20 protein-coding genes are annotated in these 26,564 nt (G+C 61.6%); 12 read left to right on the forward strand and 8 right to left on the reverse strand.

All coding sequences use genetic code 11. The features are described from left to right. Positions 1–191: 191 nt before the first annotated feature. Positions 192–1,043: a glycine betaine ABC transporter substrate-binding protein gene (locus AB4P94_RS28310; RefSeq protein WP_395608400.1), complete on the reverse strand. Its 852-nt coding sequence runs from the start codon at positions 1,041–1,043 to the stop codon at positions 192–194. Positions 1,044–1,377: 334 nt separating this feature from the next. Here AB4P94_RS28310 and AB4P94_RS28315 point away from each other — a divergent pair, with 334 nt between their 5' ends. Continuing rightward, on the forward strand, positions 1,378–2,931 hold the full coding sequence (locus AB4P94_RS28315) for a glycosyl hydrolase family 17 protein (RefSeq protein WP_395608401.1): 1,554 nt from the start codon (positions 1,378–1,380) through the stop codon (positions 2,929–2,931). A 106-nt stretch (positions 2,932–3,037) separates the two neighbouring features. On the opposite strand, the gene AB4P94_RS28320 is transcribed toward AB4P94_RS28315, so the two are convergent. Continuing rightward, the gene (locus AB4P94_RS28320; RefSeq protein ID WP_395608402.1) at positions 3,038–3,406 is read right to left on the reverse strand and encodes a hypothetical protein; all 369 of its coding nucleotides are present in this window, start codon (positions 3,404–3,406) and stop codon (positions 3,038–3,040) included. A gap of 236 nt (positions 3,407–3,642) precedes the next feature. Between AB4P94_RS28320 and AB4P94_RS28325 the strand changes: the two genes are divergently transcribed. Continuing rightward, the gene (locus AB4P94_RS28325) at positions 3,643–4,941 is read left to right on the forward strand and encodes a serine/threonine protein kinase (RefSeq protein ID WP_395608403.1); all 1,299 of its coding nucleotides are present in this window, start codon (positions 3,643–3,645) and stop codon (positions 4,939–4,941) included. Continuing rightward, the gene (locus tag AB4P94_RS28330; RefSeq protein ID WP_395608404.1) at positions 4,934–5,722 is read left to right on the forward strand and encodes a VacJ family lipoprotein; all 789 of its coding nucleotides are present in this window, start codon (positions 4,934–4,936) and stop codon (positions 5,720–5,722) included. Before AB4P94_RS28325 ends, AB4P94_RS28330 begins: the two co-directional genes overlap by 8 nt. Before the next feature lie 60 nt (positions 5,723–5,782). Here AB4P94_RS28330 and AB4P94_RS28335 read toward each other — a convergent pair whose 3' ends face one another. The 5 genes from AB4P94_RS28335 to AB4P94_RS28355 form a co-directional block, all read right to left on the reverse strand. Further along, complete coding sequence (locus AB4P94_RS28335) at positions 5,783–6,688, reverse strand: DUF808 domain-containing protein (RefSeq protein ID WP_395608405.1); 906 nt, start codon at positions 6,686–6,688, stop codon at positions 5,783–5,785. Between the two features lie 436 nt (positions 6,689–7,124). After that, positions 7,125–8,534: an efflux transporter outer membrane subunit gene (locus tag AB4P94_RS28340; RefSeq protein WP_395608406.1), complete on the reverse strand. Its 1,410-nt coding sequence runs from the start codon at positions 8,532–8,534 to the stop codon at positions 7,125–7,127. Continuing rightward, on the reverse strand, positions 8,531–11,656 hold the full coding sequence (locus AB4P94_RS28345; protein WP_395608407.1) for an efflux RND transporter permease subunit: 3,126 nt from the start codon (positions 11,654–11,656) through the stop codon (positions 8,531–8,533). The genes AB4P94_RS28340 and AB4P94_RS28345 overlap by 4 nt, the downstream gene beginning before the upstream one ends. 4 nt (positions 11,657–11,660) lie before the next feature. Further along, positions 11,661–14,723, reverse strand: a complete 3,063-nt coding sequence (locus AB4P94_RS28350; RefSeq protein ID WP_395608408.1) for an efflux RND transporter permease subunit — start codon at positions 14,721–14,723, stop codon at positions 11,661–11,663. Between the two features lie 13 nt (positions 14,724–14,736). Then, positions 14,737–15,867, reverse strand: a complete 1,131-nt coding sequence (locus AB4P94_RS28355; protein WP_395608409.1) for an efflux RND transporter periplasmic adaptor subunit — start codon at positions 15,865–15,867, stop codon at positions 14,737–14,739. Positions 15,868–16,107: 240 nt separating this feature from the next. Between AB4P94_RS28355 and AB4P94_RS28360 the strand changes: the two genes are divergently transcribed. Further along, positions 16,108–16,713 (forward strand): TetR/AcrR family transcriptional regulator, encoded by a 606-nt coding sequence (locus tag AB4P94_RS28360; RefSeq protein ID WP_395608410.1) that lies wholly within the window; start codon positions 16,108–16,110, stop codon positions 16,711–16,713. Between the two features lie 210 nt (positions 16,714–16,923). After that, positions 16,924–17,382, forward strand: coding sequence for an REP-associated tyrosine transposase (locus AB4P94_RS28365; RefSeq protein ID WP_395608411.1), 459 nt, complete (start codon positions 16,924–16,926; stop codon positions 17,380–17,382). Positions 17,383–17,500: 118 nt separating this feature from the next. Here the strand turns inward: AB4P94_RS28365 and AB4P94_RS28370 are convergent, their stop codons facing one another. Beyond that, positions 17,501–17,941, reverse strand: a complete 441-nt coding sequence (locus AB4P94_RS28370; protein WP_395608412.1) for a heme-binding protein — start codon at positions 17,939–17,941, stop codon at positions 17,501–17,503. 256 nt (positions 17,942–18,197) lie between these two features. On the opposite strand from AB4P94_RS28370, the gene gcl reads away from it, so the two are divergent. From gcl to AB4P94_RS28405, 7 genes are all read left to right on the forward strand, one after another. Next, the gene (gcl, locus tag AB4P94_RS28375; RefSeq protein ID WP_395608413.1) at positions 18,198–19,973 is read left to right on the forward strand and encodes a glyoxylate carboligase; all 1,776 of its coding nucleotides are present in this window, start codon (positions 18,198–18,200) and stop codon (positions 19,971–19,973) included. Positions 19,974–19,983: 10 nt separating this feature from the next. Next, positions 19,984–20,766, forward strand: a complete 783-nt coding sequence (gene hyi, locus AB4P94_RS28380) for a hydroxypyruvate isomerase (RefSeq protein ID WP_395608414.1) — start codon at positions 19,984–19,986, stop codon at positions 20,764–20,766. A 176-nt stretch (positions 20,767–20,942) separates the two neighbouring features. Then, on the forward strand, positions 20,943–21,833 hold the full coding sequence (locus AB4P94_RS28385; RefSeq protein WP_395608415.1) for a 2-hydroxy-3-oxopropionate reductase: 891 nt from the start codon (positions 20,943–20,945) through the stop codon (positions 21,831–21,833). A gap of 193 nt (positions 21,834–22,026) precedes the next feature. Then, complete coding sequence (locus AB4P94_RS28390) at positions 22,027–23,307, forward strand: glycerate kinase (protein ID WP_395608416.1); 1,281 nt, start codon at positions 22,027–22,029, stop codon at positions 23,305–23,307. Beyond that, positions 23,297–24,712 carry a pyruvate kinase gene (gene pyk, locus AB4P94_RS28395; RefSeq protein WP_395608417.1) on the forward strand — a complete coding sequence of 472 codons (1,416 nt, stop codon included), beginning with the start codon at positions 23,297–23,299 and terminating at the stop codon, positions 24,710–24,712. The genes AB4P94_RS28390 and pyk overlap by 11 nt, the downstream gene beginning before the upstream one ends. A gap of 122 nt (positions 24,713–24,834) precedes the next feature. Then, on the forward strand, positions 24,835–25,707 hold the full coding sequence (locus tag AB4P94_RS28400; protein WP_395608418.1) for an urea transporter: 873 nt from the start codon (positions 24,835–24,837) through the stop codon (positions 25,705–25,707). Between the two features lie 31 nt (positions 25,708–25,738). Beyond that, complete coding sequence (locus tag AB4P94_RS28405; protein ID WP_395608419.1) at positions 25,739–26,563, forward strand: ion transporter; 825 nt, start codon at positions 25,739–25,741, stop codon at positions 26,561–26,563. Position 26,564: the final 1 nt, after the last annotated feature.

Raw genomic sequence — 26,564 nt, forward strand, 5'->3', positions numbered from 1 at the left:
GTAGCGAGGGATTGTCAGAGCGCAGGAGGATTTGCAGGCGGTGAAAGTCATGTGGGAGCGGGCTTGTGTGGGAGCGGGCTTGCTCGCGAAGGCGTAGTGCCAGTCAATACATCTGGTGACTGAACCACCGTATTCGCGAGCAAGCCCGCTCCCACACAAGCCCGCTCCCACATCAGGTTACAGGTGAATGGTTATTTGGCGGTCCATTCGGCTACACGCTCAGGGTGCTTGGCCACCCAGTCTTTGGCCGCCGCGTCAGGCTTGGCGCCCTCTTGGATTGCCAGCATGACTTCGCCGATTTCGTCCTTGGAGGCCCACTGGAATTTCTTCAGGAAGGCCGCAACTTCCGGCGCTTTCTTCTCCAGGTCCTTGCTGCCGATGCTGTTCACGGTTTCAGCAGCACCATAAATCCCTTTTGGATCGTCGAGGAAACGCAGTTTCCACTTGGCGAACATCCAGTGTGGCACCCAGCCGGTGACCGCGATGGATTCCTGTTTGTCTTCGGCACGGGTCAGTTCAGCGATCATTGCCGCGCCGGAGCTGGCTTGCAGCTTGTAGTCCAGACCGTAAGCCTTGATGGCCTCATCCGTCTTGAGCATCACGCCTGAACCGGCGTCGATGCCGACGATTTTGTTCTTGAAGGTGGTGTCGGTCTTGAGGTCTTCGATGGACTTGGCCTTGACGTACTCCGGCACGATCAGGCCGATCTTCGCGTCCTTGAAGTTGGGGCCGTAGTCGACCACCTTGTCCTTGTTCTTGGCCCAGTACTCACCGTGGGTCACGGGCAGCCAGGCGGAGAGCATGGCGTCGAGCTTGCCGGTGGCCACGCCCTGCCACATGATCCCGGTGGCGACGGCCTGCAGTTTCACGTCATAACCGAGCTTTTGCTTGATCACTTCCGCCGCTACGTGGGTGGTGGCCACGCTGTCGGACCAGCCATCTACATAGCCGATGCTCAGGGTTTTGCTGTCGGCGCTGGCCAGTGTGGAGCTCATCGCAACTACCAGAGTGGCAGCTGCGCCCAAGAGTCGTCGCATCTTCATCGTACTTCCCCGAAAGTGCTGCGCCCGGCGGATGCCGAGCGACGTCAACCTAGTTGTTATGGTGGTGCACCGCGCCCCCTTCACGCGCATCGATCCGGCTGCTGCCCCATCAGTGGAGTGCTGATGCTTTGATCATCAACCTGACGGGGCTTGCAACCTGCTCTGACTGCGACCTCAGGTAAGCAAGAAACGACATCACATCGCCAGCAGGACGCTTCGTAGGACTTGGCGTCAAAATCCCGCCCGAACTTTGCATGTCAAAATTATGCAGCCCCACTGGGAGGGGACAAATCCGGGTAAGATGCGCGCCTTTGCTCCCCCAGATAAGCCGACCATGCCCGCGAATGCCCGCTTTCCTGCCCTGCCCTATTTTTTCGCCCTGATCCTCGGTGTGCTGGCCCTTGTCGGCTATTGGTATGGCCTCGGCCGGCCGGTGGTGCTGCCGGATGTCGCCAGCGCCAGCCACAAGATGCAATGCGCGTCCTACACGCCGTTCGACAAGGACCAATCGCCCTTCGACCAGCCGTTCAAGCTGCGCCCCGAGCGCATGGACGCCGACCTCGCACTGCTGGCCACCCGCTTTGAGTGCATTCGCACCTACTCCATGACCGGCCTGGAAGCGTTGCCAGACCTGGCCCGCAAGCACGGCGTGAAGTTGATGATCGGCGCCTGGGTCAGCAGCGACCCGGTGGCGACTGAGAACGAGGTCGACCAATTGATTGCCTCGGCCAATGCCAACCCGGATGTCGTGACCTCGGTGATCGTCGGCAACGAAGCGCTGCTGCGCAAGGAAGTCACCGCCAAACAGTTGGTGAGGTTGATCCACAAGGTCAAAAGCCACATCCAGCAACCGGTGACCTACGCAGACGTGTGGGAGTTCTGGCTGAAACACCCGGAAATCGCTCCGGCGGTGGACTTCCTGACCATTCACCTGCTGCCGTACTGGGAAGACGACCCGTCGGGCATCGACCAGGCGCTCAAGCATGTGGGCGAAGTGCGCCAGACCTTCGGCAATAAATTCGCCCCCAAGGATGTGCTGATCGGCGAAACCGGCTGGCCCAGCGAAGGCCGCCAGCGTGAAACCGCCGTGCCGAGCCGGGTCAACGAAGCCAAATTCATGCGCGGTTTTGTGGCCATGGCCGAAGCCAATGGCTGGCGTTACAACCTGATCGAAGCGTTTGACCAGCCGTGGAAGCGTGCGAGTGAGGGTGCGGTCGGGGGTTACTGGGGACTGTTCGATGCAGACCGCCAGGACAAGGGCATTCTCGCCGGGCCGGTAACCAATCTGCCGTACTGGCCGCTGTGGCTGGGCGTTGGCGGGATCATCCTGCTCGGTACGCTGGTGCTCGGTGGTCGCGTACGCAGCACCCGTGCCGCCATGGCCTTGCCGTTGCTCGGCGCTGTCGCTGCCTGCTCCATCGGCACTTGGGCCGAGCTGACCCGTGTGACCGCGCGCTTCAATGATGAATGGGTCTGGGCCGGCTTGCTGGTGGTGCTGAACCTGCTGGTGCTGGCCCACGCGGCGCTGGCCTTGAGCTCACGGGAAGGCTGGCGCGAGCGCGCCTTCAACTGGCTGGAGAAACGCGCAGGCTGGCTGGTGGCGATTGCCGGCTTCGCCGGTGCGGTAATGATGCTGGCGCTGGTATTTGACCCGCGCTATCGCAGCTTTCCGAGTGCCGCACTGGTGTTGCCGGCGCTGGTGTACCTGGTTCGCCCGGTGGCCGGGCCGCGTCGGGAAATTGCGCTGCTGGCCTTTATCATCGGTGCCGGCATTGCGCCGCAGTTGTACCGTGAAGGCCTGTTGAACCAGCAGGCTTGGGGTTGGGCAGTGGTGAGTGTGCTGATGGTTGCAGCTTTGTGGCGTTGCTTGCGGGTGCGCAAGGCTTGACACCGCTTTCGCGAGCAAGCCCGCTCCCACATTTGACCGTGTTCACAAATAGAACTATGTAAACCCAATCAAATGTGGGAGCGGGCTTGCTCGCGAAGAGGCCCTGTCAGGCTGCCCTTGGCTTCCTGACCAACCGCAACCCCGCAATCACCACCGCAAACACCGCAAACGTGGTGTTGTACAACGCCAGCGCCGGCAACCCGAACACCATCCCCAGTACCGCCAGCCCCCAGCCCGCACGGCCAGGCACAAAAAACGCCAGCACTGCCGTAACCAGCGCCGCCCAACCCAGCACCTTGAAGTGGATCATCAGCCCCAGGTTCGAGCGCAACTGGCATTCCCAGCGGCTGGCCTCATCGGCGCAGATGCCGACCCACTGACCGTCCTCCATAAAGCCATAACGTGCGCCATAACTGGCAGCCAGCCATAGCGGCAGGGCAATAAGCAGCAGGATCCAGGGCAAACGACGGGACATTGGAGTACTCCGAAAGGCAAAAACGGCGCTCAGCTTAATCCCCCGGCGGCCATTGGCAAGGTGCGTACGCAGATAAGTGTTCAACAAAGCGTCGCAAAGTGTATCGTCTGGCTACTATTACCCCGAATCCGACGTTTATTTCCGACTTTTCGTGCCGAGTGCTGGCACTTCGGCGATAGCGCGGTGGTCATAGCCTGCGAACTTCATTCAGCACCTTTCCTCTTAGGGATTAAGTCATGCTCCGTTCCTTGCGCTGTGTTGCCCTGTTGGGCAGCCTTTTTCTGAGTGCGTCAGCACTGGCGGTCGACATAGACCAAGCCACCTATGGCTACCCTTTGACGAACCCGTTCGAAGCGACCATCGCGACCACGCCACCGGACCTTCGGCCCAAATTGCCGAGCGACGACGAAATCAACCAGTCCGACTACACCCTGAACATGCGCCCCGAGCGCGAGTTCAGCCTGCCGGATAACTTCTGGGCAGTGAAAAAGCTCACCTACCGCATCGCCAAGCAGGACCACGCTGCGCCGCTGATCTTCCTGATCGCAGGCACCGGCGCGCGGTTTGACAGCAGCATCAACGAATACCTGAAAAAGCTGTATTACCAGGCCGGCTACCACGTCGTGCAACTGTCGTCGCCGACCAGCTTCGACTTCATCAGTGCCGCTTCACGCTACGCCACGCCTGGCGTGACGCAGGAAGACGCCGAAGACATGTACCGCGTCATGCAAGCCGTGCGTGCGCAAAATGCTTCACTGCCGATCACCGACTTCTACCTCACCGGCTATAGCCTGGGCGGCCTGGATGCGGCATTTGTGAGCAAGCTCGACGAGACCCGCCGCAGCTTCAACTTCAAGAAAGTGTTGCTGCTTAACCCGCCGGTCAACCTCTATACCTCGATCACCAACCTCGACAAGCTGGTGCAGACCGAAGTCAAAGGCATCAACAACACCACCACCTTCTATGAGCTGGTGTTGAACAAATTGACCCGCTACTTCCAGCAGAAAGGCTACATCGACCTCAACGACGCCCTGCTCTACGACTTCCAGAACTCCAAGCAGCACCTGACCAACGAACAAATGGCCATGCTGATCGGCACCTCGTTCCGCTTCTCGGCGGCCGACATCGCCTTCACCTCGGACCTGATCAACCGTCGCGGCCTGATCATCCCGCCCAAATACCCGATCACCGAAGGCACCAGCCTCACGCCCTTCCTCAAGCGTGCACTGCAATGCGACTTCGATTGCTACCTCACCGAACAAGTGATCCCGATGTGGCGCGCCCGCACCGACGGCGGCAGCCTGTTGCAACTGGTTGACCAGGTCAGCCTGTACGCCCTCAAGGACTACCTGCACAGCAGCCCGAAAATCGCCGTGATGCACAACGCCGACGACGTGATCCTGGGCCCCGGCGACCTCGGTTTCCTGCGTAAAACCTTCGGCGATCGCTTGACCGTCTACCCGCTGGGCGGCCACTGCGGCAACCTCAATTACCGCGTCAACGCCGACGCCATGCTGGAGTTCTTCCGTGGCTAAATATCTTCTGCTGCTCGCTGCCCTGATGTGCGCAGGCGTTGCCAATGCCGACAACAGCAAGGCCCACGAACCGGTCAAGGTTGACTCTGACGGCTTCAAGGAACCACTGACCAAGCTCAAGTTCAACCCGGGCCTGGACCAGCGTGAGTTCGAACGTTCGTCGCTGACCGCGCTCAACGTCTACGACCCGCTGGAGTCGTGGAACCGTCGCGTGTACCACTTCAACTACCGCTTCGACCAATGGGTGTTCCTGCCGGTGGTCGACGGTTACCGCTACGTCACGCCGAGCTTTCTGCGTACCGGCGTGAGCAACTTCTTCAACAACCTGGGCGACGTGCCCAACCTGTTGAACAGCCTGCTGCAACTCAAGGGCCATCGCTCCCTGGAAACCACCGGGCGCCTGCTGCTCAACACCACCATCGGCATCGCCGGCCTGTGGGACCCGGCCACCGCCATGGGCCTGCCGCGCCAAAGCGAAGATTTCGGCCAGACCCTGGGCTTCTACGGCGTGCCCGGCGGCGCCTACCTCGTGCTGCCGATCTTCGGCCCCTCGAACCTGCGCGACACCACCGGCTTGGTCGTCGACTACGGCGCGGAAACCGAGGTCAACTTCCTCAACGTATCGAAAGTCAGCGAAAACCACCCGGAAATCTGGGCCCTGCGCGCCGTCGACAAGCGCTACCAGACCAGCTTCCGCTACGGTCAGATGAACTCGCCGTTTGAGTACGAAAAAGTGCGCTACATCTATACGGAATCGCGTAAGTTGCAGATTGCCGAGTAAACCGGGCGCCACAAAAAAAGGCCATTCGAATGAATGGCCTTTTTTATTGCCTGCAATTATTCAAGCCTTCAGGGCTTTCCAGGCTTTGCCGGTTACGCTGACCACCGCCAATACAAGCGCCCCCGCAGCGACCCCCGCCACCGCATTCAGCAAGGTCGGCATCAACCACGCCAGCCCGCCAGTGTTCTGGCTCACTGCGTCAATCCAGTGATGCACCGCCGGCACGCCGTGGGTCAGAATGCCGCCGCCGACCATAAACATCGCCGCCGTGCCGATCACCGACAGGCTTTTCATCATGTAAGGCGCTGCGCGCAAAATCGCCCCGCCGATACTTCGCGCGGCCTGGCCGGGCTTTTGTGTCAGCCACAGGCCTAGGTCATCCAGCTTGACGATACCGGCCACCAGCCCGTAAACGCCGATCGTCATGACGATGGCAATGCCCGACAGTACGATGACCTGTTGCATCAGTGGCGCATCGGCCACAGTGCCGAGGGTGATGGCGATAATTTCGGCCGAGAGGATAAAGTCAGTGCGGATCGCGCCTTTGATCTTGTCCTTCTCAAACGCCACCAAGTCAGTCGCCGGGTCAGCCACGGCCTCAACCAGATGTGCCTGCTCTTCGGTGCGCTTATGCAAAAAGCTATGCGCGAGCTTCTCAAAGCCCTCAAAACACAAATACGCACCACCGAGCATCAACAACGGCGTCACCGCCCAGGGCGCAAACGCACTGATCAACAGCGCAGCCGGTACCAGAATCAACTTGTTAACAAACGAGCCCTTGGCCACCGCCCACACCACGGGAATCTCCCGCTCGGCCCGCACCCCGGACACCTGCTGGGCATTGAGCGCCAAGTCATCACCGAGGACACCGGCGGTTTTCTTGGCCGCCATTTTGGTCATCAACGCCACATCGTCGAGCACGGCGGCGATATCGTCGATCAGTGCCAACAAGCTGCTTCCTGCCATGATTCGGGCATCCTGCGTTTAAAGTGCCGCGAATATAACGCGAGCGTTACAACGGAATATAGATACCCACACAAACAACGGACGCTGTTGCTCTGCTTTTGATCTGGCTTTTGATCTCAGACGCCCCGTTAACCACGCTGGCCGCACGCCGAGCCTAAGCGAGGTGCCGAGTGGTGGGGCGGAGCGTTTTTGGTTACTTTTTGCGCTCTTCAAAAAGTGACCCGCTGTAAAAGCGGAACCAATTCCAGCCGTTACCGCAGCAATGGATATGTACTCCGCCCCAAGAGATGTAGCGCCTGCTACACCGCCTTCGCGAGCAAGTCGAATCGTCGCACCGCCGCTCCCACATTTGGATCGTGGGGCATCAGCAAGACAGTGGGCGATCTGAAGGCCACCATCGCAGGCAAGCCAGCTCCCACATGGGGGCACCGGTGAATCAGGGTTGCCAGCCGCCGCCCAGGCTCTGGATCAACGCCACACTCCCCTGACTCAACTGCCCCTGGGTATCGCGCAAATTCTGCTCGGCTTGCAGGAGCACAAGCTGCTGAGTCAACACAGCCTCCCGGCTGACAGTGCCCGCCCGCAACTGCGCCTGCTGGCTACCAAACAACTGCTGATTGCGCGCAAACACCTGCCCAAACGCATCAGCCTGCGCCTGCAGATGATTGATCGCCGACAAGTTGTCCTCCACATTCTGCAACGCACTGAGCACCGTGCCACGGTAGTTGGCCGCAATCTGGTCATAACTCGCCTCAGCCTGCTTGACCGCCGCCTCGCGGGCGCCACCATCAAAAATCGTCTCAGCCAGCGCAGGCCCAAGGGTCCAGATGCGATTGGGCAACGAAAACAACCCACCCAACGCACTGCCGCGATAGCCCGCCGACGCCGTAAGGTCCAGCGTCGGAAAAAACGCCGCCTGCGCTACTCCGATCTTGGCGTTCGCCGCCGCTGCCGAACGTTCGGCCGCCACCACATCCGGCCGCCGTTGCAGTAACGTCGACGGCAACGACAACGGCGGGCGCGGCACCACGAAAGCAAAATCGGTACGCGGCGCCACACTGAACTCACTCGGCGCCACGCCCACCAGCACCGCCAGCGCATGCTCGTATTGTTCACGGTCACGCAGCGACGTCTGCAAGTCGGCAATCGAAGTGGTCAGTTGGTCCTGCGCCACCAGCAACTGGTCGTTGGTCGCCACGCCCTGGGTAAACTGCGCCTGAATCATGTCGAGCAATTGTTGATTGATCGTCTGCTGCTGTTGCAGCAAGCGCACATCGATATCCATCTGCCGCAGCGCCAGATAGTTACTCGCTACGCTGGAACTGATCGACAGGCGGACACCGGCCAGCAACGCATCCGATTGCTGGGCGGTGGCCTGGCTCGACTCAATCCCCCGGCGCACCAGCCCCCATAAATCCGGTTCCCAACTGGCCGTCAGGGTCGCGCTTACGCTGTTTTTCACACCGGTCGACGCGGTGGTGCCGGAACTGCTGCTGCCATCACCGCCCTCCCCCCGCGAGCCCGACAACCCCACGCCCACCGTCGGCCACAACCCGGCGCGGCTCGACGCCACCTGCGCCTGGGCCAGCCGGTACGCTGCCTCCGCCGCGATAATCGACTGGTTGGCTTTGGCCGAGCGCGCCACCAAATCGTTCAACACCGGGTCCTGATAGGCCAGCCACCACTGGCTGTCCAGCGCGCCTTGCGGGTTGGACGCCGCGCGCTGCCACTGCGCGCCTTCCTTGAACGACTGCGGCAGTTCCATGGCGGGCTTTTGATAGTCCGGCCCAACCATGCAACCACCCAGCATCAGGCTGACCACCAGCACGCTAACTCTGAATTTCATGACCTTGCTTCCTTGTGCCGCCCCAGGCGTTGCGACGCCCGGTCGAGCCAGAGGTAAATCACCGGGGTGGTGTAGAGCGTCAGCACCTGGCTGAGCAGCAACCCGCCAATAATCGAAATGCCCAAGGGCCGGCGCAGTTCCGAGCCATAGCCCGTGCCGAGCACCAGCGGCAACGCGCCGAGAATTGCCGCCAGCGTGGTCATCATGATCGGCCGGAAGCGGATCAGGCACGCGCGGCGAATCGCCTCTTTGGCACTGAGGCCAAACTCACGCCGCTCAGTGATCGCGAAGTCGATCATCATGATTGCGTTCTTCTTCACGATACCAATCAACAGAATCACCCCCACCAGCGCAATGATCGACAACTCAGTGCCCGTCAGCAGCAAGGCAATCAACGCGCCGACACCCGCCGAGGGCAAGGTGGAAAGAATGGTCAGCGGGTGCATCAGGTTTTCATACAGAATGCCCAGCACGATGTACACCGAGAGCAACGCGGCAACGATCAACAACGGCTCACTGGCCACCGAGGACTGGAACACCTGGGCCGTCCCGGCAAACTGCCCGGTGACGCTGGCCGGCATGCGCAACTGCTTCACCGCGTCATCCACCAGTTCGGTGGCCTGGCCGATGGACGTGCCGGGCGCCAGGTTGAACGAGACAGTGACCGCCGGAAACGTGCTTTGGTGACTGATGGAAATAGCGGTGCGTGCCACTGCGTTATCCGCCAGCGCCGACAGCGGCACCAAGGGGGCCGGGCTGGCCAGATTCGGCACGGCGGTGGTGCCCCTGGCCGACACTGCCTGGCTGCCGCTCGGCACGTAAATGCCCTTGAGCGCTTGAGGGTCGGTCCAGTATTCGGGGGCGATTTCCATCACCACGTGGTACTGGTTGGCGGCGCGATAAAGCGTCGACACCTGACGCTGGCCAAAGGCGTCATAAAGGGTTTGATCCACCGCCGACATCCCCACGCCGAGCCGCGCGGCCGTGTCACGGTTGATGTGCACATTGGCCAACAGGCTGTTGTCCTGCTGGTCGGTGTTGAGGTCCGTCAATTGCGGCAGCTTGTGCAGCACGGCCACCACCTTGGGCACCCATTCGTCCAGCGAGGACTGGTCGTCGGCGGTGAGCGTGTATTGATATTGCGCCCCACTTTGCCGCCCACCCACGGTGATGTCCTGGGCCGACTGCAGGAACAGCTTGGTCCCTGGCAAATCACCGAGGGTACGGCGGATCTGCGCGATCACTTCGGTGGCGCCGTCCTTGCGCTCGCCCAATGGCTTGAGCAACACAAACATCTGCGCACTGTTGACCGCCCCGCCGCCACCGCCCCCACCGCCGACAAACCCGGCAGCGGTTTCCACGTTGGGGTTTTTCATGACCTTGCGATTGATCTCGGTGAAGTCCTTTTGCATTGCCCCGTAGGAAATGCTCTGCGCCGCAATGATGCTGCCCTGCAGGCGCCCGGTGTCTTCCTGGGGGAAGAAACCCTTGGGCACCAGCACGTACAACACCCCCGCCAGCACGATGACCAGCACCGTCACCAGGCCCATCAGGATTGAGTGGTCGATGACCCAACCCAGCGTGCGGTCATAGAAGCGATGAAAGCGCGAATCCGGGTGTTCGTTACCCTCATGAACCTCCTTCGGCGCGCGCAGCAACACGCTGGCAAGCATCGGCGTGACCGTCAGCGAAATCACCATCGAAATCACGATGGCCACCGACAACGACACCGAAAACTCGCGAAACAGCCGCCCGACAATCCCGCCCATCAGCAGCAAAGGAATAAACACTGCCACCAGCGACACACTGATGGTCATCACCGTGAACCCGACCTCCTGCGCCCCGGCCATTGCGGCTTCCACCCGCGTCTTGCCGCGCTCCAGGTGACGCATGATGTTTTCCACCACCACGATGGCGTCGTCCACCACAAAACCAGTGGAAATGGTCAGCGCCATCAGCGACAGGTTGTTCAGGCTGTAGCCGAGGAAATACATCGCGCCAAAGGTACCGAGTAACGACAACGGCACCACGATGGCCGGCACCAGCGTGCTGCGCCAGTCGCGGAAGAAACCGAAGGTCACCAGCGTGACCAGCAGGATTGACGCCAGCAACGTCATTTCCACGTCATGCAGCGAGGCGCGGATAGTGGTGGTGCGGTCCATCAGCAGGTCCAGCTTGATCGACGCCGGAATCGAGCTTTGCAGAAACGGCAACGAGGCTTTCACCGCGTCCACGGTGTCGATCACGTTCGCGCCCGGCTGCTTGAACACCACCAGCAGCACCGCCGGCTTGCCGTTGGACAGGCCGAAGTTGCGCAGGTCCTGCACGTCTTCGCGCACGTAGCCCAGGTCCGAGATGTGGATCAGGTCGCCGTTGTGCGCCTTGACCACCAGCGGCCCGTAATCATTGCTGTCGAGCAGTTGATCATTGGCGCTGATGCCGTAGGAGCGGTCGCCCACCGCCACATTGCCTTTGGGCAAGTTGGCGTTGGAGGCACTGATGACCTGACGCACTTGCTCCAGGCTCACGCCATATTGATTAAGCCGGTCCGGGTTCAGCTCCACACGCACCGCCGGCAGCGCACCGCCGCCCACGGTCACATCGCCGACGCCGGTGGTTTGCAGCAAACGCTGTTCCAGCACGGTCGAGGCCGCGTCGTACATCTGGCCGGGCGTGGCGCTGTCGGAGGTCAGGCTGATGATCAGAATCGGCGAGTCCGCCGGGTTGACCTTGCGGTAGGTCGGGTTGCCGGACAAGTCACTCGGCAAGTTGCTGCGCGCGGCATTGATGGCGGCCTGCACGTCCCGCGCGGCGCCGTCGATGTCGCGGCTCAAGTCAAATTGCATGGTGATCCGCGTCGAGCCGAGGCTACTGGCGGAGGTCATTTGCGTCACGCCGGCAATCTGCCCGAACTGGCGCTCCAGCGGGGTGGCCACGGAGCTGGCGACGGTGGTCGGGTCGGCGCCGGGCAACGAGGCGCTGACGCTGATGGTCGGGAAATCCACTTCCGGCAGCGGCGCCACCGGCAACAAATTGAAGGCCAACACCCCAAACAGCGCGAGCCCGGCCGCCAGCAGCGTGGTGGCGATGGGGCGGCGGATAAACGGCGCGCTGAGGTTCATCGCATCAATCCACGGCAACCGGACGACGGCTGAAACGCTCGCCCAGGCCGTGCATGGCGAGGAAAATCACCGGCGTGGAAAACAGCGTGAGCAACTGGCTCAGCAACAGGCCGCCGATGATCGCGATGCCCAGCGGGTGGCGCAGCTCAGAGCCGATCCCGGTGCCCAATGCCAACGGCACCGCGCCGAACAGCGAAGCCATACTGGTCATCAGGATGGGTCGGAAACGCAGCTCCGCCGCCTGGCGTATCGCCTGAACCGGGCTCAAGCCGCCCTCACGCAACAGCTCGAGGGCAAAGTCGACCATCATGATGCCGTTTTTCATGACGATGCCGATCAGCAACACAATGCCGATCAGGCCGATGATGTCGAACTGCGTGCCCGTGACCAGCAGCGCCAGCAAGGCGCCGAGGGCCGCCGAGAGCAGGGTCGACAGAATCGTCACCGGGTGCACGAAGCTTTCGTACAGAATCCCCAGCATCAAATACACCACCACAATCGCCGCCAGCACCAGAAACACCTGGTTGGACAACGACGCCTGGAAGGTCGCCGCCGCGCCTTCGAGGTTGGCCTGCACCGACAGCGGCAGCCCGACTTTCGCCTCAATAGCCTGCAAGCGCGTCACCGCTGCGCCCAGCGTCTGGCCGGGCGCGAGGTTGAACGACACGTCCGCGTAGGGAAATTGCCCCAGCCGGTTGATGGTCACCGGCGCGCGCACCACGTCCATGGTCGCCATGCTCGACAGCGGTGCCACGCCGCCGCCGGGAATGTCCACGTACAAACCGGTCAGCAAATCCGGCAGGTTGCGCGGCGGATGGTCGGTGGCGATCACCACGTGGTACTGGTTGAGCTGGGTGTAGATGGTCGAGACCTGGCGCTGGCCGAAAGCGTCGTAGAGCACGTCGTCGATGGCCTGCGGCGTGATACCAAGACGCGAGGCCGTGGCGCGGTCGAAGGTCAGCTTGATCTGGTTGCCGAACTGCATCGCCTGGCTTTGCACGTCGGTGAACATCGGGTCTTTTTTGATCGCGGCGAGCAGCTTGGTGGTCCACTGCTCCAGCTCGTCCGGGTCGGTGGCTTGCAGGCCGAGGCGGTAGCTGGTGGTGGACACGGTGGCGTCCAGCGTCAGGTCCTGAACTGAATGCAGGTACAAACGGATGCCGGCGTCGTCGGCATTCGCGTCGGCCAGGCGGCGGATCACTTCGGTGCTGCTGTCGCGCTCGCCACGGGGCTTGAGGTTGATCAGCAAATTGCCTTGGTTGATAGTCGGGTTGGTCTGGTCGATACCGACGAACGAGGACAGACTCGCCACGGCCGGGTCCTTGAGAATGCGCGCCGCCAGGCGTTGTTGCTCGGCCTGCATCTGCTGGAACGACACGGTCGGCGCGGCCTGGGAAATGCCCTGGATCAGGCCCGTATCCTGATCGGGGAAAAAGCCCTTGGGCATGATCACCAGCGTGAACAGGGTCAGCGCGGCGGTGAGCACCACCGAAATCAGCGTGAGGGTGCGGTGCGCCAACACCCAATCCAGCCCGCGTACGTAATGACCGTTGATACGGTCGAAGAAGTCCGCGCGGCGTTCCTCGTGCCTGGACTTGAGCATGCGCGCGCACATCATTGGCGTGAGCGTCAGGGAAATCACCGCCGAAATCACAATGGTCACCGCCACGGTCATGGCGAATTCACGGAACAGCCGCCCGACCACATCGCCCATGAACAGCAGCGGGATCATCACCGCAATCAGCGCGATGGACAGCGAAATAATCGTGAAACCAATCTGCTCCGCGCCCTTGAGCGCGGCTTGCAACGGCGTGTCGCCCGCTTCCAGGTAGCGCGTGATGTTTTCGATCATCACGATGGCATCGTCCACCACAAAACCGATGGCAATGGTCAGCGCCATCAGCGTCAGGTTGTTCAGGGAAAAGCCCAACGCATAGGCCACTGCCAGTGTGCCGATCAGCGTCAGCGGAATGGTCACCGCTGGAATGATCGTGGCCGGCACGTTGCGCAGGAACGCGAAAATCACGATCACCACCAGCAAAATCGCCAGCCCCAGTTCGTACTGCACATCGGTGACCGAGGCGCGGATGGTTTGGGTGCGGTCGGTCAGCACCGCCACCTTCAAAGTGCCCGGCAAACTGGCGCGCAATTTGGGCAGCAGTTGCTGCACGCGGTCGACCACTTCAATCACGTTGGCGCCGGGCTGGCGCTGGATATTCAGCACAATCGACGGCGTATCATCTGTCCACGCCGCTTGCCTGGGGTTTTCCGGGCCCTGGGTGGACGTGGCGATTTGCGACAGGCGGATGGGCGCACCGTTTTTGTAGGCAATCACCAAGTCGCGGTATTCCTCGGCCGACTGCAACTGGTCGTTGGCGCCGATGGAATAGGCCTGGAACTTGCCGTCGATATTGCCTTTGGCCTGGTTGACGTTGGCAGTGCCCAAGGAGGTGCGCAGGTCATCCAGTGACAGGCCCAGATTATTCAACGCCGAGGTGTTGGCCTCGACCCGCACCGCCGGGCGCTGGCCGCCGCTGATGGTGACCAGGCCGACGCCGGTGATCTGCGAAATTTTCTGCGCCAGCCGTGTGTCCGCCAGGTCTTCGACCTTGGTCAGCGGCAGCACGTCGGACGTCAGCGACAGGGTCAGCACCGGCGCATCCGCCGGGTTGACCTTGCTGTACACCGGCGGGTACGGCAGGTTGGCAGGCAGGAAGGTGCCCGCCGCGTTGATCGCCGCCTGCACTTCCTGCTCGGCCACATCCAGGGACAGCGACAGGTCAAATTGCAGGGTCACCACCGAGGCGCCGTCGGAGCTGGTGGAGTTCATCGACTTGAGCCCCGGCATCTCGCCGAGCTGGCGCTCCAGCGGCGCGGTGATCGAGGAACTGACGACGTCCGGGCTCGCGCCCGGGTATTGGGTGAACACCTGAATGGTCGGGTAGTCCACTTCCGGCAACGCCGACACCGATAACAAGTGGTAACCCAACAGGCCGAGCAACAGCACCGCCACCATCATCAGCGTGGTGGCAACGGGGCGTTCGATAAAGGGCCGCGAAATATTCATGCTCGGCAGCTCCTCACTGGGCGACGACTTTTACCGAGGAACCATCATCGAGTTTGTCGGCGCCCTCAGTGATCACCTGCTCACCGGCCTTGACCCCGTTGTCGAGCACCGCCGAGACATCGCCGGTGGAAGGCCCCGTCTTGATCGTGCGCAGACTGGCCTTGCTGCCGTTGACCACAAACACAAAGTCACCCTTGCTGCCGTGCTGGATCGCACGGGTTGGCACCACGGCAATCTGGCTCAATGTGTCGGCCTTCAGCCGCGCGTTGACGAACTGGTTGGGGAACAGCGCGTTGCCCGAATCATCGAACTGCGCCTTGACCTTGATCGTGCCGGTGCTGGTGTCCACTTGGTTATCCAGGGCCAGCAGACTGCCGGTAGCCAGCAGGGATTTTTTATTGCGGTCGTAAGCCAGCACGGTGACGGTGCCACGGGCCAGGACCTGATTGATCGCGCCGAGGTCATCTTCGGGCACGGCGAACACCACCGTGGCCGGGTTCATTTGGGTGATGACCACAATGCCGGTGGTGCTGGCCGTGGTGACGTAGTTGCCGGGGTCGACCAGGCGCAAACCGACCACGCCATCCACCGGCGAGGTGATCGTGCAGTAACTCAGTTGTACTTCGAGGTTTTGCACATTGCCCTGGTCGGCGGCGACGGTCCCTTGTTGCTGCTGGACCAGCGAGGCCTGGGTGTCGAGGGTTTGCTGGCTGGTGGAGCCGGCCTTGACCAGATCGCGGTAGCGCGCCAGGTCGCGCTGGGCGTTGCTCAACACCGCTTGATCGTGAGCGAGCGTGCCTTTGGCGACCGCCAGTTGCGCCTTGAGCGCACGGTCGTCGATGCGGGCGATCACCTGGCCTTTACTGACGTGCTGGCCTTCCTTGAATTCCACGCTGCTGAGAATGCCATCGACCTGGCTCACCACCGTGACGCTGCGGGTGGGGATGACCGTGCCGAGGGCGTCGATGTACACCGGTACATCCTGCAAGGCCACCGGCACCACGGCGACCGGCTCACCGGGAGAAGGCGGCCGGCCCTTGTGGGCCCCGCCAAAAAAGAAGTGCATGCCCAAAACCATCACCAACGCCACCAGCAGCAACACGCCAATGACCCAGGCAAACGTACGTCGTCTGCTTTTCTCCACGGTTTCTCACTCGAACGCCGAATACAGGACAAAACGACCGACGTTATCGCCGTGTCGCTGACCTGAACTCTAGCAGTGCGCCCGGCGCAAGCCTGTACTACCGTGAATGCGTTCAGCATCAAGACAGACAAACTCTCTGTAACGCCCGTGATACAAGGGCTGCACCTGTATTCTTGAGCGCTGCGTCAAGCCGGTGCTACCATGCCCGACCGCCTGTCATGGCAAGGAAATTCCTGGTTTATGAGCACCATTCGCGAGCGCAACAAACAAATGATCCTGCGGGCGGCCAGCGAGGAGTTTGCCGACAAGGGCTTCGCCGCGACCAAAACCAGCGACATCGCCGCCAAGGCCGGGCTGCCCAAGCCCAATGTCTATTACTACTTCAAGTCCAAGGACAACCTCTACCGCGAGGTGCTCGAAAGCATTATCGAGCCGATCCTTGCCGCTTCCACGCCGTTCAACCCCGACGGCGAACCGTCGGTCGTGCTGAGCAACTACATCCGCTCGAAAATCCGCATCTCCCGCGACCTGCCATTTGCCTCCAAAGTGTTCGCCAGCGAAATCATGCACGGCGCGCCGCACCTCAGCGCCGAGCAGGTTGAACAACTGAATGCCCAGGCCAAGCACAACATCGACTGCATCCAAAGCTGGGTGGACCGCGGGTTGATCGCGGCCATTGACCCTAATCACCTGATGTTCAGCATCTGGGCAGCGACGCAGACGTACGCGGATTTTGACTGGCAGATTTCGGCGGTGACGGGAAAGGCGAAGCTGGATGAGGCGGATTATGAAGCGGCGGCGCAGACGATCATTCGGTTGGTGCTGAAAGGGTGTGAGCCGGACTGAAAGACCTAGGTGTCTGCAAGATTCGCGAGCAAGCCCGCTCCCACAATTAATCCTCGCAAGACATAAATTGTATGAACACTGCAAAGCCCCTGTGGGAGCGGGCTTGCTCGCGAAAGCGCCCTCCCGGACACATCCTGCCAAAAGCCTGCCGATCAGCATCAGCCACAGAGATCTAGCCTCTCAGAACACCATCTGAACAGAGGCCAAGGAATGCCTGATCTAGCCCAATCACACCGCCTGCGCATCGGGCGGTTCAGTGAGCCGAACTGCACTTACCTGATCACCACCAACACCCACGAACGCGTGCCGATATTCAATGACTTTCATCTGGGCCGCCTGGTGGTCTGGCAATTCAGACTTGCCCAGTATCAGGGGCTGGCTAACTCACTGGCTTGGGTAGTGATGCCTGACCATTTCCACTGGTTGGTGGAACTGCAAAAGGGTTCGCTGGGGGATTTGATGTGCCAGGTGAAATCCAAGAGCACGCGAACTGTGAATGGGGCGACTGGTCGCAAGGGCCGGTTATGGCAAACCAGTTTTCATGATCGTGCACTGCGCAAAGAGGATGATCTGGTGAAGATGGCCAGGTATGTGGTGGCCAATCCACTGCGCGCCAAGCTGGTCGAGCGGATTGGCGACTATCCGTTGTGGGATGCGGTTTGGGTTTAGCGCTGAGACCGAGTTGCCGCCTTCGCGAGCAAGCCCGCTCCCACATTTTGAACTGTGAACACGGTCAAAAATGTGGGAGCGGGCTTGCTCGCGAAGAGGCCCTAACAGTCAATAAAGATCAAGCCGACCCCCCCGCATCCGCCAACAACCCCACCCCCTCAATCGCCGTAATTGCACACTGCTCATCAATATCCGACGTATCCCCGCTGATCCCGATCGCCCCCAGCACCACGCCCTCCTGGCTTCGGATCAACACCCCACCCGGTGCCGGCACCACGCTGCCCTGCCCCAGGCTGTTCAACGCGGCAATAAACGCCGGGCGCTGCTGCGCGTCCAGCGCCAGCAAACGCGAGCCTTTGCCCATGGCAATCGCGCCCCAGGCCTTGCCGATGGCGATTTGTGGGCGCAGCAGGCTGGCGCCGTCTTCACGTTGCAGGGTGATCAGGTGGCCGCCGCTGTCGAGCACCGCGATGGTCAGCGGCGCCGCTGCGATCGTGCGGCCTGCGGTGAGGGCCTGGCTGGCCAGTTGGGTGGCGAGTTTCAAGGTTAAAGCGCTCATGGTGCCGTCCTTCTTTTGTTATTGGGAAAGCGGTGGAGGTCTGAAGAATCAGATGCTCGATCAAACAAATAGAACACAATGACATTTGTTTTTGTATACAATAATTTCAAACAAAGTCTCCACATGTCGAAAAAAGCGTTTCAGACGAACGTAAACGCAGGTTTATAAAATCCATTGACCTGCGCCGCTCGCCGTGAATACACTTTGACCAGACACAACTTGTATACAATTACAAAACGCAAGAGGCACCAAAACCATGAGCAAAATGAGAGCAATCGAAGCCGCAGTCCTGGTGATGCGCCGTGAAGGTGTCGATACCGCCTTCGGTATCCCGGGCGCCGCGATCAACCCGCTGTATTCGGCCTTGCAGAAGGTCGGTGGCATCGATCACGTCCTTGCTCGCCACGTTGAAGGCGCCTCGCACATGGCCGAGGGCTACACGCGTACAAAGGCCGGCAATATCGGCGTGTGCATCGGCACGTCGGGCCCGGCGGGCACCGACATGGTCACCGGCCTTTACAGCGCCTGGGCCGACTCGATCCCGATCCTGTGCATCACCGGCCAGGCACCGCGGGCCCGGATGCACAAGGAAGACTTCCAGGCCGTGGACATCACCAGCATCGTCAAGCCGGTGACCAAGTGGGCGACCATGGTGATGGAGCCCGGCCAAGTGCCATATGCGTTCCAGAAAGCCTTCCATGAAATGCGCTCCGGCCGCCCTGGCCCGGTGCTGATCGACCTGCCGTTCGATGTGCAGATGGCCGAGATCGAATTCGACATCGACGCTTACCAGCCGCTGCCGCTGGCCAAGCCACTGGCCACACGCATCCAGGTTGAAAAAGCCCTGACCCTGCTGGACCAGGCCGAACGCCCGTTGTTGGTCAGCGGTGGCGGCGTGATCAATGCCGATGCCAGCGAGCTGCTGGTCGAGTTTGCTGAACTGACCGGCATTCCGGTGATCCCGACCCTGATGGGCTGGGGCACCATCCCCGACGATCACCCACAAATGGTCGGCATGGTCGGCCTGCAAACCTCGCACCGTTACGGCAACGCGACGCTGCTCAAGTCCGACGTGGTGCTCGGCATCGGCAACCGCTGGGCCAACCGCCACACCGGTTCGGTGGACGTTTACACCGAAGGCCGCAAATTCATTCACGTCGACATCGAGCCAACGCAGATTGGCCGCGTCTTCACCCCGGACCTGGGCATCGTCTCCGACGCGGGTTCCGCACTGACCATGTTCATTGAAGTGGCCCGCGAGTGGAAAGCCGCCGGCAAGCTCAAGGACCGCAGCGCCTGGCTCAATGACTGCCAGCAGCGCAAGGCCACCCTGCACCGCAAGACCCACTTCGATAACGTGCCGGTCAAACCGCAGCGCGTGTATGAAGAGATGAACCAGGTGTTCGGCAAAGACACCTGCTACGTCAGCACCATCGGCCTGTCGCAGATTGCCGGCGCGCAATTTCTGCACGTGTACAAGCCACGTCACTGGATCAACTGCGGCCAGGCCGGCCCCTTGGGCTGGACGATTCCGGCAGCGCTCGGCGTGGTCAAGGCGGACCCGACGCGCAAAGTCGTGGCGCTGTCCGGCGACTATGACTTCCAGTTCATGATCGAAGAGCTGGCCGTGGGCGCGCAGTTCAAGCTGCCATACATCCACGTGGTGGTGAACAACTCCTACCTGGGCTTGATCCGCCAGGCCCAGCGCGGTTTCGAGATGGACTACTGCGTGCAGCTGTCCTTCGACAACCTCAACGCCCCGGAACTCAACGGTTATGGCGTGGACCACGTCGCCGTCGCCGAAGGCCTGGGTTGCAAGGCCCTGCGCGTGTTCGAGCCAAGCCAGATCGCGCCGGCCCTGCGCCGCGCCGAGGAATTGATCGAAGAATTCAAGGTTCCGGTGATCGTTGAGATTATTCTGGAGCGCGTGACCAATATTTCCATGGGCACCGAGATCAACGCCGTCAACGAATTCGAAGATCTGGCACTGGTCGGCAACGATGCGCCGACTGCCATTTCCCTGCTCGATTAAGGAGAACCCTATGCCGCGTTTTGCTGCCAACCTGTCCATGCTGTTTACCGAGCAGGACTTTCTCGCCCGTTTCAAAGCGGCCGCCGATGCGGGCTTCCAGGGTGTGGAATATTTGTTTCCGTACGAGTTCAGCTCCGCCGAGATCAAGGCGCAACTGGACGCCAACGGCCTGACCCAAGTGCTGTTCAACCTGCCGGCCGGTGACTGGGCCAAGGGCGAACGCGGCCTGGCCTGCCACCCGGACCGGGTCGAGGAGTTCCGCGCCGGGGTCAAGCTGGCCATCGCTTACGCCGAGGTGCTGGGCAATACCCAGATCAACTGCCTGGCGGGGATTCGCCCCGCCGGTGTGGATGACGAGACCGTGGAAAAAACCTTCGTCACCAACCTCAAGTACGCCGCCGAAAAGCTGCAGGCGGCGGGCATCAAGTTGGTGATGGAGATGATCAACACCCGCGACATCCCGGGTTTTTACCTGAACAACACGGCGCAGGCCCTGTCGATTCGCGAGCAGGTGGGCAGCGCCAACTTGTTCCTGCAATACGACATCTACCACATGCAAATCATGGAAGGCGACCTGGCGCGGACGATGGCCGCGCACCTGGGTGAGATCAATCACATCCAACTGGCCGATAACCCGGGGCGCAACGAGCCGGGGACCGGGGAGATCAACTATCGCTTTCTGTTCGAGCATTTGGACCGGATTGGCTACACGGGCTGGGTCGGCTGTGAGTACAAGCCGTTGACCACCACGGAAGCGGGCTTGGGTTGGCTCAAAACCCACAACGCGATCTAACAGAACAAACACAGAACTAAATGTGGGAGCTGGCTTGCCTGCGATAGCGGTCATTCAGTCACAGATTGATTGCCTGACACACCGCTATCGCAGGCAAGCCAGCTCCCACATTAGATCTTCTGTGTCTTGGCTGGCTGAGACAGGCCTGCCTACCTAATAAAAAGAGGATTTTGATCATGGCTAAAATCGGCTTTATCGGCACCGGCATCATGGGCGAACCCATGGCCGCCAACCTGCAGAAAGCAGGCCACCAACTGTTCCTTTCCGAGCACCACGGCAAGGCCCCGCACGCCCTGATCGACGCAGGCGCCGTGGCGTTGGCCAACCCTCAGCAGGTCGCACAGGAAGCCGAGTTCATCATCGTGATGGTACCGGATACCCCGCAAGTCGACGACGTGCTGTTCCGCAAAGACGGCGTGGCCGCTGGCCTGTCGCCAAACAAGGTGGTGATCGACATGAGCTCGATCTCCCCTACCGCCACCAAAGCCTTCGCCGCGAAGATCAACGAGACCGGCGCGCAGTACCTCGATGCGCCGGTGTCCGGTGGTGAGGTCGGTGCCAAGGCGGGCACCTTGAGCATCATGGTCGGTGGCGAGCCGCAGACCTTCGAACGCGCCCTGCCGCTGTTCCAGAGCATGGGCAAGAACATCACCTTGGTGGGCAGCAATGGCGACGGCCAGACGGCCAAGGTCGCCAACCAGATCATCGTCGCGCTGAACATCCAGGCGGTGGCCGAAGCGCTGCTGTTTGCTTCGAAAAACGGCGCCGATCCGGCCAAGGTACGTGAAGCGCTGATGGGCGGCTTCGCTTCTTCGAAGATCCTGGAAGTACACGGCGAGCGCATGATCAAGGGCACCTTTGATCCCGGTTTCCGCATCAACCTGCACCAGAAGGATTTGAACCTGGCGCTGGCCGGGGCCAAGGAGCTGGGGATCAACCTGCCGAACACCGCCGGCACCCAGCAAGTGTTCAGCACCTGCACCGCGCTGGGCGGCGGCAACTGGGACCACTCGGCGCTGATCAAGGGCCTGGAGCATATGGCGAATTTTTCGATTCGCGATAAGTAACCCAACACCGCTCTCCCTTTGAAATGCACTCCAAATGTGGGAGCGGGCTTGCTCGCGAAAGCGGTGTGTCAGTCAGCACGGATGCCGAATGGTAGACCGCTTTCGCGAGCAAGCCCGCTCCCACATTTTTGATCGCATTTCATATTGAAATTGCTGCACCTCTAATAACAAGAATCCCCCCGGGAGCCCGCTTATGTCGGTCGATCCGCAACACCTGCTTCGCGAGCTGTTTGCCACAGCCATCGACGCCGCCCACCCCCGGCTCGTCCTTGAACCCTACCTGCCCGCTGACCGCAGCGGCCGCGTGATCGTGATCGGCGCCGGCAAAGCAGCCGCCGCCATGGCGCTGGTCGTGGAAAACAGCTGGCAGGGCGAAGTCACTGGCCTGGTCGTGACCCGCTACGGCCACGGCGCGCCCTGCAAAAAAATCGAAGTGGTCGAAGCCGCCCACCCGGTGCCCGATGCCGCCGGCCTGGCCGTGGCCAAGCGCGTGCTGGAGCTGATCAGCAACCTGGGCGAAGACGACCGCGTGATCTTCCTGCTCTCCGGCGGCGGCTCTGCATTGCTCGCGCTGCCCGCCGAAGGCATTACCCTGGCCGACAAACAGGCCGTCAACAAAGCCTTGCTCAAATCCGGTGCGACCATTGGTGAGATGAACTGTGTGCGCAAGCACCTTTCCGCCATCAAGGGCGGCCGGTTGGCGAAGGCTGCATGGCCGGCGACCGTCTACACCTACGCGATTTCCGACGTGCCGGGCGACCAGGCCACGGTGATTGCCTCCGGCCCCACGGTCGGTGATCCGAGCACGTCGCAACAGGCGTTGGCGATTCTCAAGCGCTACAACATCGACGCTCCCGCTTCGGTGCGCAGCTGGCTGCAAAACCCCGCCTCGGAGACCGTCAAACCTGGCGACCCGGTACTTTCCCGCAGCCACTTCCAATTAATCGCGCGCCCGCAGCAATCCCTCGAAGCCGTGGCCGTCAAAGTCCGCCAGGCCGGGTTCAGCCCGCTGATCCTCGGCGACCTGGAAGGCGAAGCCCGCGACGTGGCCAAGGTCCACGCCGGTATCGCAAGGCAGATCGTGCAACACGGCCAGCCACTCGCGGCGCCGTGCGTGATCCTCTCCGGCGGCGAAACCACCGTGACCGTGCGCGGCAATGGCCGTGGCGGGCGCAACGCCGAATTCCTGCTGAGCCTCACCGACAGCCTCAAGGGCCTGCCGGGGGTGTATGCCTTGGCTGGTGACACCGACGGCATCGACGGTTCCGAAGACAACGCCGGCGCGATCATGACGCCGTGCAGTTACTCGCGCGCCGAAGCCCTGGGCCTGTCGGCCAGCGACGAACTGGACAACAACAATGGCTACGGCTACTTCGCCGCCCTCGACGGTTTGATCGTCACTGAGCCGACGCGCACCAACGTCAACGACTTCCGCGCCATTCTGATCCTTGAGAGCTCCGCACATGACGCCTGACAAGAAAGTCAAAATCCTCGCCACCCTGGGCCCGGCCACCGACGGTATCGATGACATCCGCGAGCTGGTGGAAGCCGGGGTGAATATTTTTCGCCTCAACTTCAGCCACGGTGACCATGCCGATCACGCCCAGCGTTACCAGTGGATTCGCCAGGTGGAGCGCCAGCTGAATTATCCGCTGGGCATCCTCATGGACCTGCAAGGGCCGAAGCTGCGTGTCGGCCAGTTTGCCGAAGGCAAGGTGCAACTGGTGCGTGGCCAGGCGTTGCGCCTGGACCTGGACCCGACGCCGGGTGACCAGTGCCGGGTCAACCTGCCCCACCCGGAAATCATCGCGGCGCTGGAACCGGGCATGGACCTGCTGCTGGACGACGGCAAGCTGCGCCTGCGCGTGATCACCAAGCACGCCGACGCCATCGACACCACGGTGCTCAATGGCGGCGAGCTGTCTGACCGCAAAGGCGTGAACGTGCCACAAGCGCTGCTGGAACTCAGCCCGTTGACCGCCAAGGACCGCCGCGACCTGAGCTTCGGCCTGGAGCTGGGCGTGGACTGGGTGGCGTTGTCATTCGTGCAACGCCCGGAAGACATCCGCGAGGCCCGCGAGCTGATCGGCGACAAGGCCTTTCTGATGGCCAAGATCGAGAAGCCTTCCGCCGTGCAGCGCCTGCAGGAAATCGCCGAGTTGAGCGACGCAATCATGGTGGCCAGAGGGGATCTGGGGGTGGAAGTGCCCGCCGAAAGCGTGCCGCAGATCCAGAAAGACATCATCAGCACCTGCCGCCAACTGGGCAAGCCGGTGGTGGTCGCCACGCAGATGCTCGAATCCATGCGCTTCTCTCCAGCGCCCACCCGCGCTGAAGTCACGGATGTGGCCAACGCAGTCGCCGAAGGCGCGGACGCGGTGATGCTGTCGGCGGAAACGGCCTCGGGCGACTACCCGCTGGAAGCCGTGCAGATGATGAGCAAGATCATCCGCCAAGTGGAAAACGGCCCGGATTACCAGACCCAGCTGGACGTGAGCCGGCCCAGGGCGGACGCCACGGTGTCGGACGCCATCAGCTGCGCGATCCGCCGTATCAGCAGCATCCTGCCGGTGGCCGTGCTGGTGAACTACAGCGAGTCCGGCAGCTCCAGCCTGCGCGCAGCGCGGGAGCGGCCGGTGGCGCCGATCCTCAACCTCACGCCGAACCTGTCCACGGCGCGGCGTTTGAGCGTGGCGTGGGGCGTGCATTCGGTGGTCAATGACCGGCTGCGGCAAGTGGATGAAGTGTGTTCCACGGCGCTGGAGATTGCCCAGGCTCAAGGCATGGCGCAGCGCGGGGATACGTTGGTGATTACCGCCGGGGTGCCGTTCGGGCAGCCGGGGTCCACTAATTCGCTGCGCATAGAGACGTTGATTTAGCGTCTGCTCGGGCCTCTTCGCGGGCAAGCCCGCTCCCACATTTTGATGTGTGAATACATTTAGATGTGGGAGCTGGCTTGCCTGCGATTGGGGGGCAACTCGGTATCACTGACTCACACAAAATGCACAACCAAACCTGCCCCGACTGGGCCGAAGCCCTGCTCAATGGCTTCAGCCAGATCTTCCTGCAGCGCCAGCCCCTGTGCGGCCTGCTGTGCCTGCTGGCCATCCTGATCGGCGCCCCGGCGCTGCTCGGCGGCGCACTGCTGGGCGGTGTCGCGGGTTTGCTCACGGCCCAGCGCCGGGGTTATCCCAAGGCCGAGCGCCAGGCCGGGCTGTACAGCTATAACGGCGTGCTGCTGGGTTTGTTGATAAGCCAGCATTTCGCCTGGTCGGCCCTGCTGCCGCCACTGATTCTCGCGTGCGGTGGCTTGAGCGCAATTCTCACGCGCCAATGGTTGAAACACACCACCCGGCCCGATGACTTGCCGGCCTACACCGCACCGTTTGTCGGCCTGGGCTGGTTGCTGATGGGCACGGTACCCGAAAGCACCTTTGCCCTGACCGATCCCGATACCCTGGGCATCCTCGTGGCACCCTTTACCGGCCTTGCGCAAATCATGCTGCTGGACCAGCCCCTCGCCGGCGCGCTGATTGCGCTGGGCGTGCTGCTCGCCAACCGTCGCGCCGCCTTATGGGCGTTGACCGGCGCCAGCGCGGGCGTGTTCGTTGCCCTGCTGCTCGGCGAGCCCGCCAGCGCCCTCCTCGGCCTGCACAGCTATAACCCGGCGCTGGCGGCTTTGGCGTTGAGCCAGTCGCGCCGCCAACCCTGGCTGCCACTGCTTGGCATCCTTTTAGCGATCATCCTCACCCCCGGTTTTGCCGCGCTGCACCTGCCCGCGCTGACCGCGCCGTTTATCCTCGCCTGCTGGCTGGTGCGCGCCAGCGGGCGGATGTTCAAAGCCCGCGTGGACAGCCGGTTCGAATCCCCCTAGGCTCTCTCGATATTCGATTCGGGCGGGCTTTATGGACAGCAACAACGACTGGCGTCAGCGGCTCTACGTCATGGTTTTCCAGAGTGACACGGTCGCCGGGCGGCGCTTTGACGGCATCTTGCTGCTGATCATCCTCGCCAGCATCGTGATCGTGATGCTCGACAGCATCGACCAGATCCACCAGAACTACGCGAACCTGCTGGCCTACATCGAGTGGGGTTTCACGCTGATCTTCGCCATCGAGTACGGCTTGCGCCTGTATTGCTCGCCCAAACCGTTACGCTATGCCTTCAGCTTTTATGGGTTGGTGGACTTGCTCGCCATCGTGCCGGGCATTCTCGCCCTGTATTACAGCGACGCGCAGTACCTGTTGATTATCCGCATCATCCGGATGCTGCGGATTTTCCGCGTGCTCAAGCTCAGCCCCTACCTCAAGCAAGCCAATTACCTGATGGCCGCGTTGCGCGGCAGCAAGCAGAAGATCGTGGTGTTCCTGGTCAGCGTGTGCACGCTGGTCACGGTGTTCGGTACCTTGATGTACGTGATCGAAGGCCCGGAACACGGCTTTACCAGTATCCCCAAGGGCATCTATTGGGCCATCGTGACCCTGACCACCGTAGGCTTTGGCGATATCGTGCCGAAGACGCCGCTGGGCCAGGTGATTTCGTCGCTGGTGATGATCACCGGTTACTCGATCATCGCCGTGCCCACCGGGATTTTCACCGCCGAACTGGCAAGTGCCATGCGCGGTGAACAGCTGCAGCACGACTGCCCGGTGTGCAAGAAAAACAGCCATGAACCCAACGCGGCATTCTGTTCGCGCTGTGGCAACAACCTTTTCCGCAAATTGGAATAAG

The organism is Pseudomonas sp. B22129 (assembly GCF_044218875.1).
In the GTDB taxonomy this organism is placed as follows: domain Bacteria; phylum Pseudomonadota; class Gammaproteobacteria; order Pseudomonadales; family Pseudomonadaceae; genus Aquipseudomonas.